This is a genomic window from Streptomyces sp. NTD91, assembly GCF_059510455.1.
The window spans coordinates 73340-91210 of record NZ_JCAJZW010000005.1; the positions used below are offsets into that span (position 1 = coordinate 73340).

A 17871-nucleotide genomic window follows, 5' to 3' on the forward strand; every position below is an offset into this window, starting at 1 on the left:
ACTCGGACTTTTCCAAGGTCGCAGGAAGGCGTACGTCGGTCATGGCGCAGCAGGACACCGATCAGCAGCACGCGGGCGTGCTCCCCGTCGACGACGAGGGGTACGTCGTCGACACGGAGGACTGCGAGGAGCGCGAGAAGGCCTGGCGGGAGCGCGGGACCTCGCGGCCGATCACGGTGGTCGGCAACCCGGTGCTGCACAAGGAGTGCAAGGACGTCACCGAGTTCGGCGAGGAGCTGGAGCAGCTGGTCGCCGACATGTTCGCCAGCCAGCGCACCGCCGAGGGCGTGGGTCTGGCCGCCAACCAGATCGGCGTCGACCTGAAGGTCTTCGTCTACGACTGCCAGGACGACGAGGGCGTCCGGCACGTCGGCGTGGTGTGCAACCCGAAGCTGGTCGACCTGCCCGCCGAGCGGCGTCGGCTGGACGACAGCAACGAGGGATGCCTGTCCGTGCCGGGGGCGTACGCGTCGCTCGCCCGTCCCGACCACGCCGAGGTGACCGGCCAGGACGAGAAGGGCAACACGGTCAAGGTGCGCGGCACCGGCTACTTCGCGCGGTGTTTGCAGCACGAGACCGACCACCTCTACGGCTACCTGTACATCGACCGGCTGTCCAAGCGGGACCGCAAGGACGCGCTGCGGCAGATGGCCGAGAACGAGCCACGTTACCCGGTGGTCGCCAACGACTAGGGCCCCGGCAGGCACGTTTGCCCGTCAAGGAGCGGCGTCCGGTGCGTGCTGTCGGCGTGCCGGGTGTCGCGACGGGGCGAACGTCGCCTGTCGGGGCACTGGCCTCCGCTGTGCCGTTGGGGCGTCCGGCCGGGATCATTCCCGGTCGGACGCCCTTTGCGTCACCCCGGTTCGCTCGTCCGTGCGTCGTACGAGTGATCCCTTGCGTGCGTCCAATGATCCTTAATCGGTCACGCAAGAGGGAGTTCTCGGCATCTTGGGGTGGTGAGTGAAGCAAATCCGTTCCCACGGCGGTCAGTTGTGGTGCTGAATGGAGATGCGGGGATACGCAACGGCGCACGCCCGGCACAACAGGAGGGGCGTGCGCTCCTGGCGGCGGAGAGGGGTTTGTACGTGCATGCTTTCCGACACGGCACCACAACGACGCCCACGGCGGTCGTAGTACCACCCTCGCTGGCACTCCCGGTGATCGAGTCCGCCTTTCCTCGGCAACTGCACGCGTATTGGCCGCGACTGCAGGAGAAGACGCGGCTGTGGCTGCTGGAAAAGCGGCTCATGCCGGCGGACAAGGTGGAGGAATATGCCGACGGCCTGTGCTACACGGATCTCATGGCCGGCTACTACCTCGGCGCCCCCGACGAGGTCCTGCAGGCCATCGCCGACTACAGCGCCTGGTTCTTCGTCTGGGACGACCGCCACGACCGGTACGTCGTGCACGGCCGGCCCGACGACTGGCGGCGCCTCAGGCACCGCCTGCACACCGCTCTCGACGCACCCCGGCACCATCTGCACCACCCGGACCCACTGGTCGCGGGGTTCGCCGACAGCGTGCTGCGGTTGTACGGCTTCCTGCCGCGCACCTGGAACCAGCGGTTCGCCCGGCACTTCCACGCGGTGATCGAGGCCTACGACCGCGAGTTCCGCAACCGCACCGAGGGATACATACCCGGCGTCGAGGAATACCTCGCCCTGCGCCGGCACACCTTCGCGCACCGGATATGGACGGACCTGCTGGAGCCGAGTGCCGGGTGCGAACTCCCGGACTCCGTACGGAAAAACGAGGCCTACAGCCGGGCCGCACTCCTGAGTCAGGAATTCGCCGCCTGGTACAACGATCTGTGCTCGTTGCCGAAGGAAATAGCGGGCGACGAGGTCCACAATCTCGGTATCAGCCTCATCGCGCATGAAAACCTGACGCTCGAGGAAGCCGTGGACGAAGTCAGGCGGCGCGTCGAGGAATGCGTCGGTGAATTCCTGCGGGTCGAGCAGGAAGCACTGCGCTTCGCCGGCGACCTCGCCGACGGCACGGTCCACGGAAAGGAACTGAGCGCCGCCGTGCGCGCCTGCGTCGGCAATATGCGGAACTGGTTCAGCTCCGTCTACTGGTTCCACCACGAGTCCGGCCGGTACATGGTCGACACCTGGGACGACCGGTCCACGCCCCCGTACGTCACGAACGAAGCGGCAGGTGAGAAATGACCGTCGAGTCTGTGCAGCCCCAGACCTCCGAGACCCCCCGGACCACCGCACTGCGCGAGCCGCCACTGGCCGAAGGCGCCTTCCCGGGCCTCGGGCACGGCCTGAAGCTGGTCCGCGACCCGCTCGCGTTCATGTCCCGGCTGCGCGACCACGGCGACGTCGTGCGCCTCAGGCTCGGCCCCAAGACGGTGTACGCCGTCACCACCCCGGCGCTCACCGGAGCGCTCGCCCTCAACCCCGACTTCAAGATCGACGGACCGCTGTGGGAGTCCCTCGAAGGGCTGCTCGGCAAGGAGGGCGTGGCCACCGCCAACGGCGCCCGGCACCGCCGTCAGCGGCGCACCATCCAGCCCGCGTTCCGGCTGGACGCCATCCCCGGCTACGGGCCGATCATGGAGGAGGAGGCGCATGCGCTGACCGAGCGCTGGCGGCCCGGCGAGACCGTCGACTGCACCTCCGAGTCGTTCCGGGTGGCCGTCCGGATCGCCGCCCGCTGCCTGCTGCGCGGCGAGTGCATGGACGAGCGCGCCGAGCGGCTCAGTGCCGACCTCGCCACCGTCTTCCGCGGGATGTACCGGCGCATGGTCATCCCGCTCGGGCCGCTGTACCGGCTGCCGTTCCCGGCCAACCGTGAATTCAACCGGGCCCTGGCCGATTTGCATCTCCTGGTCGACGAGATCGTCGCCGAGCGGAGGGCATCTGGTCAAAAGCCGGACGATTTGCTGACGGCATTGCTGGAGGCGAAGGACGACAATGGCGATCCGATCGGGGAACAGGAGATCCACGACCAGGTCGTCGCGATACTCACCCCGGGCAGCGAAACAGTGGCGTCCACGATCATGTGGCTGCTCCAGGTCCTCGCGGAACACCCGGAACACGCGGAGAGGGTACGGGCCGAGGTCGAATCCGTGACCGGCGGCCGACCCGTCGGATTCGAGCACGTCCGCTCACTCGGGCACACCAACAATGTCGTCACCGAGGCCATGCGGCTCAGGCCGGCCGTATGGATTCTGACGCGGCGCGCGGTGACCGACACCGCGCTCGGCGACTATCGCATTCCGGCCGGGGCGGACATCGTCCACAGCCCCTACGCGATCCAGCGCGACCCCCGCTCGTACGACCGGCACCTCGACTTCGACCCCGACCGGTGGCTGCCGGAGCGGGCCAAGGAGGTGCCGAAGTACGCCATGAGCCCCTTCAGCGTGGGCAACCGCAAGTGCCCCAGCGACCACTTCTCCATGACCCAGCTCAGCCTGATCACGGCGGCGGTCTCGGCGAAGTACCGCTTCGAGCAGGCCGCGGGGTCGAACGACACCACCCGCGTGGGCATCACGCTCCGGCCGCACAACCTGCTGCTGAGGCCGCTGCCCTGGTAGCGGTGTCCTGGCAGCGGGCCTGCCACCGGCGCGCGCTCAGGCGGCCTGCGGGCCCCGGAACGCGCGCCGGTAGGCGTTCGGGGTGGTGCCGAGCACCCGGACGAACTGGTGCCGCAGCGCCGCCGCCGTAGGGAACCCGGTGCGCCAGGCGATCGCGTCGACGGTCTCGTCGGTGCCTTCCAGCAACTCCTGTGCGCGCAGCACCCGTTGGCGCAGGATCCAGCGGTAGGGAGTGGTCCCGGTCTCCTGCTGGAAGCGGCGGGCGAAGGTGCGCGGCGCCATGTGGGCACGCGCGGCGAGCTGCTCCACGGTCACCTCCTGGTCGAGGTGCTCCTCCATCCACACCAGCACCTCGCCGACGGTGTCGCACGGCCGCTTCGGCAACGGCCGCTCGATGTACTGCGCCTGCCCGCCGTCCCGGTGCGGCGGTACGACCATCCGGCGGGCGATCTTGTTGGCGATCTCCGGGCCCTGCTCCTTGCGGACGAGATGCAGACAGGCGTCGATGCCGGCGGCGGTGCCGGCCGAGGTGATCACGGGATCCTCGTCGACGTAGAGCACGTCCGGTTCGACGGTCAGCCGCGGGTACTGGCGGGCCAGCTCGTCGGCGTGGTGCCAGTGCACGGCGCAGCGCCGGCCGTCCAGCAGCCCGGCGGCGGCGAGCACGAAGACGCCCGAGCAGACGCTGAGCACCCGGGCACCGCGGCCCACCCCGCGGCGCAGGGCGTCGAGCAGTTCGGGCGGGAACTCCCGCGAGTCGTAGCAGAACCCGGCCGGCACGGCGATCAGGTCGGCCGACTCCAGCCGCTCCAGTCCGTGCTCGACCTGGAGGGTGAACCCGGCGTTGCAGCGCAGCACCGGGCCCTCGGCCGAGGCGACGGCGAAGTCGTACACCGGCAGGCCCTCGTCGCTGCGGTCGATGCCGAAGACCTCGCAGACGACGGCCATCTCGAAGGGGTTCACGCCGTCCAGCAGCACGGCCACCACGTTCTGCAGCATGCGCCCAGTGTGCCGCATCGATGGCAGCAAATCGATGGTCTGGGGCAGTCCTGCCACTCCCAGTAAGGAGCATTCGGCGCGACAGTGGTGTGCATGAACGGGACACAGGCAGAAGGACTGCTCGGAATGATCGCCGTGCTCGGGATCCTGGGCCTCCTGGTCCTCCCGGCGGTGATCGGCATCGTGCGAGACGTGATCATCGACCGTCAGATCAGGAGGGCCCAGGAGGCCCGGGACGAAGGAAGGGATCAGAAGTCCTCGTCGAGGTCGACGGTGCCCTCGACCGCGACCTGGTACGCCGACGGGCGGCGCTCGAAGAAGTTCGTCAGCTCCTGAACGCCCTGCAACTCCATGAAGGAGAAGGGGTTCTCCGAGCCGTACACCGGGGCGAAGCCGAGCCGGGTGAGGCGCTGGTCGGCGACGCACTCCAGGTACTGCCGCATCGACTCGGTGTTCATGCCGGGCAGGCCGTCGCCGCACAGGTCGCGCGCGAACTGCAGCTCGGCCTCGACGGCCTCCTCGAGCATGTCGGTGACCTGCCGCCCGAGCGCGTCGTCGAACAGGTCCGGCTCCTCCTTGCGAACGGTGTCGACCACGTCGAAGGCGAAGGACATGTGCATGGTCTCGTCGCGGAACACCCAGTTGGTGCCGGTGGCGAGACCGTGCAGCAGGCCCCGACTGCGGAACCAGTACACGTACGCGAAAGCGCCGTAGAAGAACAGGCCCTCGATGCACGCCGCGAAGCAGATCAGGTTCAGCAGGAAGCGCCGGCGGTCCGCCTTCGTCTCCAGCCACTCCAGCTTCTCCGCCTCGTTGATCCACTTGAAGCAGAACTCGGCCTTCTCGCGGATGGACGGGATGTTCTCCACGGCCGCGAAGGCCGCCGCACGGTCGTCCGGGTCGGGCAGGTAGGTGTCCAGCAGCGTCAGATAGAACTGGACGTGCACGGCCTCCTCGAAGAGCTGACGGCTCAGGTAGAGCCGTGCCTCGGGGGAATTGATGTGCTTGTAGAGCGTCAGCACCAGGTTGTTGGCGACGATCGAGTCGCCCGTCGCGAAGAACGCGACCAGCCGGCCGATGAGGTGATGCTCCTCGGGCGTCAGCTTCGCGAGGTCGGCGACGTCCGAGTGGAGGTCCACCTCCTCCACGTGCCAGGTGTTCTTGATCGCGTCGCGGTAACGCTCGTAGAACTCCGGGTAGCGCATGGGACGCAGGGTGAGTTCGAAGCCCGGATCGAGGAGATCGGCGTGACGGGCAGCGGGCGCCGGCGCGGCGCGCCGTCCGTCCGGGGTGGTGGTCGGGTGGCGGGTGGGCATTACTGGCAGGCCTCGCAGGACTCGGGGTTCTCAAGGGAGCAGGCGACGGCGTCGGGGTCGGCGACCTGCTGGACGGGGACGGTCTTCGGGGTCTGCGCCCGGGCGGCGCGGGCGATCCGGGTCGCCGGGCGGGAGCGCAGGTAGTACGTCGTCTTCAGGCCCGACTTCCAGGCGTACGCGTACATCGAGGAGAGCTTGCCGATGGTCGGCGTCTCAAGGAAGAGGTTCAGGGACTGCGCCTGGTCAAGGAACGGGGTGCGGGCCGCGGCCATGTCGATCAGGCCGCGCTGCGGGATCTCCCACGCCGTGCGGTAGAGCCGTCGTACGTCCTCGGGGATCCAGACGAGGTCCTGCACCGAGCCGTTGGCCTCGCGCAGCGCCTCGCGGGTGCGCGCGTCCCACACGCCGAGGTTCTTCAGGTCCTGCACCAGATAGGAGTTGACCTGGAGGAACTCGCCCGACAGCGTCTCGCGCTTGAACAGGTTCGACACCTGCGGCTCGATGCACTCGTACACGCCCGCGATCGAGGCGATGGTGGCGGTGGGCGCGATGGCCAGCAGCAGGGAGTTGCGCAGGCCGACCTCGGCGATGCGGCCGCGCAGGGCCGTCCAGCGCTCCGGCCACGTGAGCTCGACGTCGTAGTGGTCGGGGTGCAGCACGCCCCGGGCCGTACGGGTCTTCTCCCAGGCCGGCAGCGGGCCGTTGCGCTCGGCGAGGTCGGCGGAGGCCTCGTACGCGGCGAGCATGATCCGCTCGGCGATCCGCGTGGACAGGGCCTTGGCCTCCGGCGAGTCGAAGGGCAGGCGCAGCTTGAAGAAGACGTCCTGCAGCCCCATCGCGCCGAGCCCGACGGGACGCCACTTGGCGTTCGACCGGCCCGCCTGCTCGGTCGGGTAGAAGTTGATGTCGACCACGCGGTCCAGGAAGGTGACGGCGGTGCGGACGGTGCCGTCCAGCCGCGCCCAGTCGATCTCGCCGCTCGCCGTGTCGACGAAGGAGCCGAGGTTCACCGACCCCAGGTTGCAGACCGCCGTCTCGGAGTCGTCCGTGACCTCCAGGATCTCCGTGCAGAGGTTGGAGGAGTGGATCACGTGCCCCGGCAGGGCCGTCTGGTTGGCGGTGCGGTTGGCCGCGTCCTTGAAGGTCATCCAGCCGTTGCCGGTCTGCGCGAGGGTGCGCATCATCCGGCCGTACAGCTCACGGGCCGGCATGGTCTTCTTCGCCAGGCCCGCCTGCTCGGCCTTGCGGTAGGCGGCGTCGAACTCCTCGCCCCACAGGTCGACCAGCTCCGGCACGTCGGAGGGGGAGAACAGCGACCACTGCTCGTCGGCGTCGACCCGGCGCATGAACTCGTCCGGGATCCAGTGCGCGAGGTTCAGGTTGTGCGTGCGGCGGGCGTCCTCACCCGTGTTGTCCCGCAGCTCCAGGAACTCCTCGATGTCGCAGTGCCAGGTCTCCAGGTACACCGCCGCGGCACCCTTGCGCCGACCACCCTGGTTCACGGCCGCCACCGAGGCGTCCAGCGTCTTCAGGAACGGCACGATGCCGTTGGAGTGCCCGTTGGTTCCGCGGATCAGCGAACCGCGGCCGCGGATGCGGGAGTAGGACAGGCCGATGCCGCCGGCGTGCTTGGAGAGCCGGGCCACCTGGTGGTAGCGGTCGTAGAGGGAGTCCAGCTCGTCCTTGGGGGAGTCCAGGAGGTAGCAGGACGACATCTGCGGGTGCCGCGTGCCGGAGTTGAAGAGTGTGGGGGAGGACGGAAGGTAGTCGAGGCGGCTCATGAGCCCGTAGAGCGCGGCGACTTCGTCCACCGAGCGGGTGGTGTCGTCCTCTGCGAGGCCGGCGGCGACCCGCAGCACGAAGTGCTGGGGCGTCTCGATGACCTTGCGGGTGATCGGGTGCCGCAGCAGGTAGCGGCTGTGCAGGGTGCGCAGGCCGAAGTAGCCGAAGCGATCGTCGGCCCGGCGGTCGATCAGTGCGTCCAGCCGCCCTGCGTGCAGCCGTACGAAGGCGGCGGTCCGGTCGGCGATGAGCCCCTCGCGGTGCCCCACGGCCACCGACTCGGTGAAGGACGTCACGCCCTGCGAGGCGGCCTCGGCGCGGATGGAGAGGGTCAGCAGCCGGGCGGCCAGCCGGGAGTAGGCCGGGTCCTCGGAGATGAGCCCGGCGGCGGCCTCCGTGGCCAGCTCGCGCAGTTCCGCCTCGTCGGCGTGCGCCGACCGGCCGCGCAGCGCGGCGGCGGCGACCCGGCCGGGGTCGGCGTCGGGGAGGTCGGCGGTCAGCTCGGTCAGGGTCCGCAGCAGCGCGGTACCGGGGCCGTCGGCCTCCGCACCGGTGGCCGACATGCCGCTGTCTGAAGCCGGATCTGCTGGCGCGATGGTCACGTGGGGCTCTCCCTCGCTCGGCACGGGGACCTGGCGGAGGGCAGGGGGCAGCCACGAGCGCACACGGCGTCGCGTCCACCGGCCCACTCCACGAGGCCCGGACGTCTGGGCACCCGGACCGGACGGCCCCGGGTGCGCTGCCGGCAGGTCCTCGGACTGACTCCTGGGCGCAGACGCGCACAAGTACACCGTTGCGGGACAGTTCCGGATTCGCACCGGATTCCCCTGCGACGACAGCGAGGATGAGCATACATCTAGTGCCGGGCTGTCGTGTCACCCCCAGATGTTGTGTCGGAGCGGTGTCAGAGAGTCAACTCGTACGTGAGCAGGGTGATGTCGGCGAGTTCCGGGAGCGGGTTCCAGTCGCGTTCGGGGACGCGGACAAACCCCAGGCGTTCGTAGATGCGGTGTGCGGCGTGCATGGTGCGCTGGGTGGACAGGACGAGGGCCGTGCAGCCCACCGTGGCCCGTGCGCGGTCGATGCAGCCCCGGACGAGGGCCTCACCCGCGCCCTGTCCCCGGCCCGCGTGCGCGACGGCCAGCATGCGGATCTCGGCCTCTCCGGGGCGGGCGATGTCGGCCATGGGACCGGGGGACGGCACGAAGGTGACTCCGCCGAGAAGGATGCCGTTCCGGACGGCCACGAGGACCTGTGCCGCGGCCGCTCGCCTGGCCACGTCTCTCAGTTCGCCCAGGTACCAGTCACTCTCCCCGAAGTCGAGGAGTCCGTCGTCCAGGTACGCCCGGGCGGTGATCTCGCCGAGGGTGTCGAACTCGTCGGGGGCTGCCTGCCGGATCACGATGTCCATGGCACCGAGTCTGCCGGAGGGACACGCAAACGGGCCGCCGGATCTCCTCCGGCGGCCCGTCGTACGGCAGTCGCTCAGTGCCCGGCGCCCGCGGTCGCGGGCGGCAGCTCCACCTGCACCCCCGGGTCGCCCGCGTCCGCCGTGTAGTCCTCCGGCTCGGTCTCGTCGACGCCCTCGGGGGCCTTCAGGGCCTTCAGGACGAACGTGAGGACCACGGTGACCACGACGTTGAGGACGAACGCGGTGAGGCCGATGTAGCCGATCTCGCCGATGCCGGGGATCTCCTTGGCCGAGCCGCCGAAGTGCTTCTGGGCCGGGGAGGCGACCCCGTACGCGGCGAGGGTGCCGTACACCATGCCGACCGCCCAGCCGGCGAGCAGCGCCCAGCGGTGGAACCAACGGGTGAACAGGCCGCCGACGAGCGCCGGGAAGGTCTGGAGGATCCAGATGCCGCCCAGCAGCTGGAAGTTGATCGCCACGGTCTTGTCCATGGTGAGGACGAAGACCAGCGCACCGACCTTCACCAGCAGCGACACGATCTTGGAGACCTGCGCCTCCTGCTCAGGCGTCGCGTCCGGCTTGATGAAGTCCCTGTAGATGTTGCGGGTGAACAGGTTGGCCGCCGCGATCGACATGATCGCCGCCGGGACCAGCGCGCCGATGCCGATCGCCGCGAAGGCCACGCCAGCGAACCAGCTGGGGAACATGTCCTCGAACAGCTGCGGGATCGCCAGCTGCCCGTTGGCGACCTTCACTCCGGCCGCGATCGCCATGAAGCCCAGCAGCGCCAGAAGGCCGAGCATCAGGGAGTACAGCGGCAGGATCGTGGTGTTGCGGCGGATCACCTCGCGGCTCTTGGAGGAGAGCGTCGCTGTGATCGAGTGCGGGTACATGAACAGGGCCAGGGCCGAACCGAGGGCCAGGGTGGCGTAGGTCCACTGACCGGCCAGCGGGGGCGCGAGAGCGCCGCGCGGCTTGCCCGTGGCCGGGTTCGTCTGGCTGAACGCGTGACCAGCCTTGGCGAAGATGTCGTCGAAGCCGCCCAGCTTGATCGGGATGTAGATGATCGCCACGGCGACGACGATGTAGATCAGCGCGTCCTTGACGAACGCGATCAGGGCGGGGGCCCTGAGGCCCGACGAGTACGTGTACGCGGCCAGCACACCGAACGCGATCAGCAGCGGGAGGTCCTTCACGAACCAGTTCGTGCTGTCGCCGCCGCCCACGCCCATCACGTCCAGCACCGCCTGGATGCCGACGAGCTGGAGCGCGATGTACGGCATCGTCGCCAGGATGCCGGTCAGCGCCACGGCGAGCGACAGCCCCTTGGAGCCGAAGCGGCCCCGGACGAAGTCGGACGTGGTGACGTAGCCGTGGCGGTGGCTGACCGACCACAGGCGCGGCAGGAACGTGAAGACCAGCGGGTACACCAGGATCGTGTACGGCACCGCGAAGAAGCCGGACGCGCCCGCCGCGTAGATCGCCGCCGGCACGGCGACGAAGGTGTACGCCGTGTACAGGTCGCCGCCGAGCAGGAACCAGGTGATCCAGGTGCCGAAGGACCGTCCGCCCAGGCCCCATTCGTCCAGCGAGTGCTCGTTCTCGGCCTTGCGCCAGCGGGCGGCGAGGAAGCCCATGACCGTGACGGCCAGGAAGAAGAAGATGAAGACGCCGAGCGCGACGCCGTTGACGCCGTGCTTCACCTCACCTCACCGCCCGTCCGGGCAGCGGAGGAGGCCTGGGCGGCGCGGGCGCGCTGATCGCGCTGCCACAGCCTGTACGCGGTCATCGTGAGCGCGGTGGAGATCAGCACCCAGAGCATCTGGTACCAGTAGAAGAACGGGATCCCGATGAAGGCGGGGTCCGTCTTCGAGTAGGAGCCGACCCACAGCATCGCCACGAAGGGTGCGACGAGGCACAGGGCGATGATCATGCGCACCGGCGTGACCACCGGTGGTCTGACTTCAGGCGTACTGGACATACAGCGGCTCTCCGTCTCCAGGGACTGAACGCATGTGTAATGCGCAGGCAATGTAGGTGACGGTGTCGCGGCAGCGGAAGCCCTCGATCACATGTCTGTATACCGATTCAGCGAACGTCCCCCACGCCTCATTCGGCGGGCCGTTTCAGCCTCGCGACGAACTTGTACCGATCGCCCCGGTACACCGACCGCACCCACTCCACCGGCTTGCCCTCGCGGTCGAGGGAGTGACGGGAGAGCATGAGCATCGGCAGGCCCACGTCGGTGCCGAGCAGGCCGGCCTCGCGCGGGGTGGCCAGCGAGGTCTCGATGGTCTCCTCCGCCTCCGCGAGATGGACGTCGTAGACCTCGGCCAGGGCGGTGTAGAGGGAGGTGTACTTCACCAGGGAGCGGCGCAGGGCCGGGAAGCGCTTGGCGCTCAGGTGGGTGGTCTCGATGGCCATCGGCTCGCCGTTCGCCATGCGCAGCCGCTCGATGCGCAGCACCCGTCCGCCGGCGGCGATGTCGAGCAGCCCGGCGAGCCGGTCGTCGGCGGTGATGTAGCCGACGTCCAGCAGCTGCGAGGTGGGCTCCAGGCCCTGGGCGCGCATGTCCTCGGTGTAGGAGGTGAGTTGGAGCGCCTGGGAGACCTTGGGTTTGGCGACGAAGGTGCCCTTGCCCTGGATGCGCTCCAGGCGGCCCTCGACCACCAGTTCCTGCAGGGCCTGGCGGACCGTCGTGCGGGAGGTGTCGAACTCGGCGGCCAGCGTGCGCTCGGGCGGGACCGGCGTGCCCGGCGCCTGGGTCTCCGTCATGTCGAGCAGGTGCTTCTTCAGGCGGTAGTACTTGGGCACGCGCGCCGTACGGACGGTCGTCCCGGCCTCGTTCTCCGCACTGCTGACGTCGGTGCTCATGCTCTGCCTTCCCGGCTCCGGTGCCGAAAGTGACCGGCATCCATCGGTCACGGCTCACATCGTGGCACGGGTTCTTCCCTCAGGGCTCCACCCGCACGCTCCGTGATCTCCTCTATATACAGTGGTGACCGAGGCTGGTCTAGTCCAACTGGCGGCCCGGCGGGGTCAGAGCCCCTGCCAGCCGGGCTTGCCCGCGTAGGTGTGGCGGAAGTACTCGGCCAGCTTCAGCTTGGACGCGGCCGCCTCGTCGACGACCACCGTGGCATGCGGGTGCAGCTGGAGTGCGGAGGCCGGGCAGACCGCCGCGACCGGCCCCTCGACGGTGGCGGCGACCGCGTCCGCCTTGCCCTCGCCGGTCGCGAGCAGCACCAGGTGCCGGGCCTCCAGGATGGTGCCGATGCCCTGGGTGACGACGTGCTGCGGGACCTGCTCGATGTCACCGTCGAAGAAGCGTGCGTTGTCGATCCGGGTCTGCTCGGTCAGCGTCTTGATCCGGGTGCGCGAGGCGAGCGAGGAGCAGGGCTCGTTGAATCCGATGTGCCCGTCGGTGCCGATGCCGAGCAGTTGCAGGTCCACCCCGCCGGCCGCGGCGAGCGCGCGGTCGTACGCCGCGCAGGCCGCCCGGATGTCCGCCGCGGTGCCGTCGGGCCCGAGGAACTTGTCCATGCCGATGCCGAGCGGCTCCAGCACCTCCCGGCGCAGCACCGAGCGGTAGGACTCGGGGTGGTCGGCGGGCAGCCCCACGTACTCGTCGAGCTGGGCGATGCGGGCCCGCGAGATGTCGACGGCGCCGGAGCGGGCCCTCGCGGTCAGCGCCTGGTAGATGGGAAGCGGGGTGGAGCCGGTGGCCACGCCGAGCAGGGCGTCGGGCTTGCGTCGCAGCAGCTGTGCCATGGCCTCGGCGATCAGCTCGCCGCCCGCCGCGGCGTCCGGAACGATGACAACTTCCACGCTGGGCCTGCCGTTCTGAAATGGGCTCTGGGCGTCACTCTGTGGTTTAGACCAATCTAACAGAACGGGGGTCACCGGCACACGACCCCTTCCTTTTTCTAGGGACCGCTATAAAATGCCGCCCATGGTGAGCGGTCAGCAGACCGGCGCGCGGACGCGCACCTCCGGGACGCGCGGCCGACCGCGCTCCTTCGATCGTGCCACCGCACTGCACCAGGCACTCCTTGCCTTCTGGCAGGGGGGCTACGAGCCCACCTCGGTCGCCGACCTCACCCGGGTCATGGGCATCGGCGCCGAGCCTGTACGCGGCCTTCGGTGACAAGCGGACGCTCTTCGAGGAGGTCGTGCGGCTCTACGCCGAGACGTACGGGGCCTTTCACGAGCGCGCCCTCGTCGAGGAGCCGTCCGCCCGCGCCGCCGTCGCACGCATGCTGCGCGAAGCCGCCGCCGTGTACACCGACCCCGCCCATCCGTACGGCTGCCTGGTCGCGCACGCCGCCACGAACTGCACCAGCGCCGAGGTGGAACGGCTGCTGCGTGAACGGCGCGCCGCGCACATCGCCGCCGTGGAGTCCCGGATCCGGGCGGACGCCGCGGTGGGACGGCTGCCGGCCGGCGCCGGCGCCGGCGTCCTCGCCCGGCACGCCGCGGCCGTGTTGCAGGGCATGTCCCAGCAGGCCCGCGACGGCGCGCGCCGGGAGGAACTGGAGGCGCTCGCGGAAATTGCCATGGCCATCTGGCCCCGCGGCTGACCGAGGCGGGCTAGGCTGCGTGGCATCGGGTGCCATCCGTCGGGTCGTGCAGTCGTCGTGCATGCCGACAAGACCATGGACACATCGTTGTGGTCTAGTCCACAATCGACAGTGGGCAACCAGACGAACAAGCCTCCGCTTTCCCCGCACAGGAAGGCGGATCGAGGAACCGGAGCTCTCTGCCCTGACTGCCCCGGCTCCTCGACCTTCGGCCGACCGGGACCGCACACCCCACGGCCGATGATGCTCCGGGCTGCGGTGCCGGGAGGGTTGAGGGTCCCTTCCAGGCGCCGCGGCCCGCGGGTGTTTCCGGGCCCGCCCACCACGGCTTTCGGCCCTGTCCGAACCTGCGGGTACGCTCGCAGACGTGCCCTCCATGAACGAACTGGTCCGCCAGCACACCGCCCTCGACGACTCCGATCTCGAGTGGCTCCACCTGCTGGTCTCGGAGTGGCAGCTGCTCTCCGACCTGTCCTTCGCCGACCTGGTCCTGTGGGTCCCCACCCGGGACGGCACCCGGTACGTCTCGGTGGCCCAGATGCGCCCCAACACCGGCCCCACCTCCTACCAGGACGACATGGTCGGCCACCTCGTCCCGCGCGGCCGCCGACCCATGCTGGACGCGGCGCTGGACGAGGGCCGGATCGTGCGCGAGGGCGACCCGGAGTGGCGCGAGGAGGTCCCCGTACGGGTCGAGTCCATTCCGGTACGGCGCGAGGGCCGTGTCCTCGGCGTGATCGCCCGCAACACCAACCTGCTGACCGTTCGCACCCCGAGCCGCCTGGAGCTGACCTATCTCCAGAGTGCCTCCGACCTGGCGCAGATGATCGCGGCCGGCTCCTTCCCCTTCCCCGACCAGCAGGTCGACATGGACGCCTCGCCGCGCGTCGGCGACGGCCTGATCCGGCTCGACGCCGACGGGATCGTCCAGTACGCCTCGCCGAACGCGCTGTCCGCCTACCACCGCCTCGGCCTCGCCGCCGACCTGGTGGGCCACCACCTCGGGCAGACCACCGCCGAACTCGCCCCGACCCGGGGCCCGGTGGACGAGGCCCTGGTCAAGCTTGCGAGCGGCTGGGCGCCGCGCGAGTTCGAGATCGAGGCCAACGACGGCGTCATCCAGTTCCGGGCCATTCCGCTCAAACCGAAGGGCACCCGGATCGGTTCGCTGGTGCTGTGCCGGGACGTCACCGAACTGCGCCGCCGTGAACGGGAGTTGATCACCAAGGACGCCACCATCCGGGAGATCCACCACCGGGTGAAGAACAACCTCCAGACGGTGGCCGCGCTGCTGCGCCTCCAGGCCCGGCGCATCGAGTCCGAGCGCGGCCGGGAGGCCCTGGAGGAGGCCGTCCGCCGGGTCGGCTCCATCGCGATCGTGCATGAGACGCTGTCTCAGAACCTGGATGAGCGGGTGGAGTTCGACGACATCGCCGACCGTGTGCTGGCGATGGTCGCCGAGATCTCGCCGGGCAAGGTGACCGGCCGGCGCAGCGGGCGCTTCGGGATACTCGACGCCGAGGTCGCCACCCCGCTGTCGATGGTCCTCACCGAGATCCTGCAGAACGCCCTGGAGCACGGCTTCCACCAGGGCGACACCGGCACGGTCGAGGTCTCCGCGATCCGCGGCGGTACGACCAAGGAGGTCCGGCTGCTGGTCACCGTCCAGGACGACGGCGTCGGCCTGCCCGAAGGGTTCGACCCCCACCGCTCGGGCAACCTGGGCCTGCAGATCGTCCGCACCCTGGTCGAGGGCGAGCTGGGCGGCTCCTTCGACATGGTCCCGGCACCGGGGCGCGGGACCAGGGTGATCCTCGACATTCCGGTGCGGACCCAGAAGTAGCCCCCGCGGCCCGACCGCCGTTCGGCGAAGGGGTGTTGCGGGTGGCCGCTGACAGCAGAAAGCCCCGGACCGCCATGGGTCCGAGGCTCGTGCTCGTTGCTGCTCCGCGAAGTGCTAAGCGCATCGGGGGATACTGCGCGCTGCGGCTCGGGGGCGGGAGATGCGTGCGTGCTGCACGCGCCGCCAAGCTCAGGCTGTCAGCAGGGGTGGCTATGTCAGGCGGAGGCCTGACGAGCCCGGTTGCGGGCGGCGCGGCGCTTCATGGCGCGGCGCTCGTCCTCGCTGAGACCACCCCAGACGCCGGAGTCCTGACCGGACTCGAGCGCCCACTGCAGACACTGCTCGATCACCGGGCAGCGACGGCAGACGGCCTTGGCTTCCTCGATCTGCAGCAGCGCAGGACCGGTGTTGCCGATGGGGAAGAAGAGCTCGGGGTCTTCCTCGCGGCAAACGGCGTTGTGACGCCAGTCCATGGCTGCTACCTCTCCTAGGTTCTCTGAACGTATGACGTGCAGGTTGCTTGTGAATGTGAACGCTTTCACGAATCCCTCGACAAGTGAAGGGCCGACCGCCGAGTCTTCCCCGGCGTGGTCCTGTGGTTTGAAGAGGGGTTCCGGTGATCAGTGGAGGCCGGTGTTGCGGGCCGTCCCGATCGCCACGTAGAGACTCGCAAACCTCGGCGGCGGATACAACCCCTTCCGAAAAGTTTTTTTTGATTCCTCGGTGTCGACTAGGTCACAGCCGTACTTCCATGGGGTGGATCCTGGCCTAAACGTTCGAGTGAAAGGACTTTTGCCGGTTCCGCTCACACAATCACACGCAGTGCACGGCGTACACCTGTGAACGTCACGCTCGTACGCAGTCCCAGGTGGTCTCCGTCCATCTGCAGGGGCAGAGGTGCCTTCGAATGCAAGGTGAACCGATCCAGATCGTGCAGCGAGACCACGTGCTTGCCATGGGGTCCGCGTTCGGGGGACGAAGTGAGCAACTGGGTGCCATACCGGGCAACCGCGGCTGCCGACAGACGGCTGAGACCGAGCACGTCGACGCCGGTGTCGAACGAGGCCTTAGGCGATGTGTACATGGGGCGATTGCCGAGATACGTCCAAGGGGACGCGTTCGAGACTATGGCCACCACGAGACCCGCGATCGGGTCCTCGCCCGGCCGCTCCAGGGTGATGGAGCCGTGCCGGCGGTTCGGCTCGCCGAGGAACTGCCGCATCACCTGGCGGACGTACAACGCGTGGGTCGACTTCTTGCCGCGCTCGCGCTGCTGCTCGACCCGCCCGACGACACCTGCGTCGAACCCGAGCCCCGCGTTGAAGGTGAACCAGCGGTCCGGGACCGCCTCGTCGTCGGTGCCGGGCGTGCCGGAGGCCAGCCCGAGCCCGACGACCCGTTGCCGGCCCTCCCGCAGCGCGTCCAGCAGGGCGCCGGTGGCCTCGACCGGGTCGTTGGGCAGGCCGAGAGCGCGCGCGAAGACGTTCGTGGAGCCGCCGGGTACGACCGCCAGGCCGGGCAGGCGGTCCAGGGCCGGACCGGCGTGCAGGAGGCCGTTGACGACCTCGTTGACCGTGCCGTCGCCGCCGAGGGCCACCACTAGGTCGATGTCGTCGCTGTCCGCCGCCTGCCGGCCGAGGTCGCGCGCGTGGCCTCGGTACTCGGTGGTGACCGCGTCCAGCTTCATCTCGCTCGCCAGTGCGTGGATCAGCACGTCACGTCTGCGTGCGCTTGTGGTGGTTGCCGCCGGGTTGACCACGAGAAGTGCACGCATGGAGGGCAGCGTACCTACTGGGGGGTACCGGGCCCAGACCGAGGTAGGGATCAGGTAAGAGGCGAGGGCGTGAGCCCGGACACGCTCCCGCACCGCGGGGCGTGTTCCCGGTGTCGTCCGCGGGTGCGTGTCCCCCTCCCGACCCGCGCGCGGCCGACGGCTACCCTCGTGGTGTGAGCAGTGAGCAGAACTCCGCCCAGGACACCACCGGACCCCGCCCCCGCCGGCTGACCTACGCCGCCGTGCTTGCCGGGCTGGAGGGCATCGCGCTGGTGGCCGGCGGTCTGTGGGTGCTCGCGCTCGGGATCGCCGGTGACCCGGACGACCGACAGCAGGCCGTGACCCTCGGCGTCACCCTCGCCGTCCTCGCGCTGCTGCCGCTGCTCGCCGCGCGCGGACTGCTGCTGCGGCGCAGCTGGAGCCGCGGCCCCGCGGTGATCACCCAGCTCATGGCGCTGCCCATCGCCTACAACCTGCTCAAGGCCGACAGCATGGCCGTCCCGGCCGGTGTCGCCATCGCGGTCGTCGCCGTGGCGGCGCTGGTACTGCTCGTCAACGGCGAGACGACCCGGGCCCTCGGCATCAAGGGACCGGGCCGCGTCGAATAACCGGCCTCGCTCCT

General features: G+C 69.5%; 15 protein-coding genes, 1 pseudogene and 1 riboswitch. Of the genes and pseudogenes, 6 read left to right on the forward strand and 10 right to left on the reverse strand.

Annotated elements, in window-relative coordinates; genetic code table 11:
- Positions 1–41: 41 nt before the first annotated feature.
- The 3 genes from def (at position 42) to AC5WRT_RS07855 (ending at position 3547) form a co-directional block, all read left to right on the forward strand.
- The gene (gene def / locus AC5WRT_RS07845; RefSeq protein ID WP_496093584.1) at positions 42–692 is read left to right on the forward strand and encodes a peptide deformylase; all 651 of its coding nucleotides are present in this window, start codon (positions 42–44) and stop codon (positions 690–692) included.
- A 393-nt stretch (positions 693–1085) separates the two neighbouring features.
- On the forward strand, positions 1086–2171 hold the full coding sequence (gene cyc1, locus AC5WRT_RS07850; protein ID WP_496093583.1) for an epi-isozizaene synthase: 1086 nt from the start codon (positions 1086–1088) through the stop codon (positions 2169–2171).
- Positions 2168–3547 carry a bifunctional albaflavenone monooxygenase/terpene synthase gene (locus AC5WRT_RS07855; protein ID WP_496093582.1) on the forward strand — a complete coding sequence of 460 codons (1380 nt, stop codon included), beginning with the start codon at positions 2168–2170 and terminating at the stop codon, positions 3545–3547. Before cyc1 ends, AC5WRT_RS07855 begins: the two co-directional genes overlap by 4 nt.
- A gap of 36 nt (positions 3548–3583) precedes the next feature.
- On the opposite strand, the gene AC5WRT_RS07860 is transcribed toward AC5WRT_RS07855, so the two are convergent.
- The 8 genes from AC5WRT_RS07860 to nagB all read right to left on the reverse strand — a co-directional run bounded on the left by AC5WRT_RS07860 (position 3584) and on the right by nagB (position 12880).
- Entirely contained in the window at positions 3584–4546 is a 963-nt protein-coding gene (locus AC5WRT_RS07860; RefSeq protein ID WP_496093581.1) for a GlxA family transcriptional regulator, read from the reverse strand.
- A gap of 248 nt (positions 4547–4794) precedes the next feature.
- Positions 4795–5751: a ribonucleotide-diphosphate reductase subunit beta gene (locus tag AC5WRT_RS07865; protein WP_496093623.1), complete on the reverse strand. Its 957-nt coding sequence runs from the start codon at positions 5749–5751 to the stop codon at positions 4795–4797.
- 110 nt (positions 5752–5861) lie between these two features.
- Positions 5862–8246: a ribonucleoside-diphosphate reductase subunit alpha gene (locus AC5WRT_RS07870; RefSeq protein ID WP_496100038.1), complete on the reverse strand. Its 2385-nt coding sequence runs from the start codon at positions 8244–8246 to the stop codon at positions 5862–5864.
- Between the two features lie 125 nt (positions 8247–8371).
- Positions 8372–8496: riboswitch (cobalamin riboswitch) on the reverse strand.
- 52 nt (positions 8497–8548) lie between these two features.
- On the reverse strand, positions 8549–9055 hold the full coding sequence (locus tag AC5WRT_RS07875; protein WP_496093579.1) for a GNAT family N-acetyltransferase: 507 nt from the start codon (positions 9053–9055) through the stop codon (positions 8549–8551).
- Positions 9056–9129: 74 nt separating this feature from the next.
- Positions 9130–10758 carry a monocarboxylate uptake permease MctP gene (mctP, locus tag AC5WRT_RS07880; RefSeq protein ID WP_496093578.1) on the reverse strand — a complete coding sequence of 543 codons (1629 nt, stop codon included), beginning with the start codon at positions 10756–10758 and terminating at the stop codon, positions 9130–9132.
- Positions 10755–11036 carry a DUF3311 domain-containing protein gene (locus tag AC5WRT_RS07885; RefSeq protein ID WP_496093577.1) on the reverse strand — a complete coding sequence of 94 codons (282 nt, stop codon included), beginning with the start codon at positions 11034–11036 and terminating at the stop codon, positions 10755–10757. The genes mctP and AC5WRT_RS07885 overlap by 4 nt, the downstream gene beginning before the upstream one ends.
- Positions 11037–11164: 128 nt before the next feature.
- Positions 11165–11929 carry a GntR family transcriptional regulator gene (locus AC5WRT_RS07890; protein WP_330337871.1) on the reverse strand — a complete coding sequence of 255 codons (765 nt, stop codon included), beginning with the start codon at positions 11927–11929 and terminating at the stop codon, positions 11165–11167.
- A gap of 165 nt (positions 11930–12094) precedes the next feature.
- The gene (nagB, locus tag AC5WRT_RS07895) at positions 12095–12880 is read right to left on the reverse strand and encodes a glucosamine-6-phosphate deaminase (protein ID WP_496093576.1); all 786 of its coding nucleotides are present in this window, start codon (positions 12878–12880) and stop codon (positions 12095–12097) included.
- Positions 12881–12995: 115 nt separating this feature from the next.
- On the opposite strand from nagB, the pseudogene AC5WRT_RS07900 reads away from it, so the two are divergent.
- Together AC5WRT_RS07900 and AC5WRT_RS07905 are read left to right on the forward strand one after the other, a co-directional pair.
- Positions 12996–13632, forward strand: a pseudogene (locus tag AC5WRT_RS07900) (TetR/AcrR family transcriptional regulator).
- Between the two features lie 367 nt (positions 13633–13999).
- Positions 14000–15475, forward strand: coding sequence for a sensor histidine kinase (locus AC5WRT_RS07905; RefSeq protein ID WP_496100039.1), 1476 nt, complete (start codon positions 14000–14002; stop codon positions 15473–15475).
- Between the two features lie 215 nt (positions 15476–15690).
- Here the strand turns inward: AC5WRT_RS07905 and AC5WRT_RS07910 are convergent, their stop codons facing one another.
- Both AC5WRT_RS07910 and AC5WRT_RS07915 read right to left on the reverse strand, forming a co-directional pair.
- Positions 15691–15948, reverse strand: coding sequence for a WhiB family transcriptional regulator (locus AC5WRT_RS07910; RefSeq protein WP_003992873.1), 258 nt, complete (start codon positions 15946–15948; stop codon positions 15691–15693).
- Positions 15949–16280: 332 nt separating this feature from the next.
- Positions 16281–17249, reverse strand: a complete 969-nt coding sequence (locus AC5WRT_RS07915; RefSeq protein WP_496093573.1) for a diacylglycerol/lipid kinase family protein — start codon at positions 17247–17249, stop codon at positions 16281–16283.
- 173 nt (positions 17250–17422) lie between these two features.
- Between AC5WRT_RS07915 and AC5WRT_RS07920 the strand changes: the two genes are divergently transcribed.
- Positions 17423–17857, forward strand: coding sequence for a hypothetical protein (locus tag AC5WRT_RS07920; protein ID WP_496093572.1), 435 nt, complete (start codon positions 17423–17425; stop codon positions 17855–17857).
- Positions 17858–17871 lie beyond the last annotated feature (14 nt).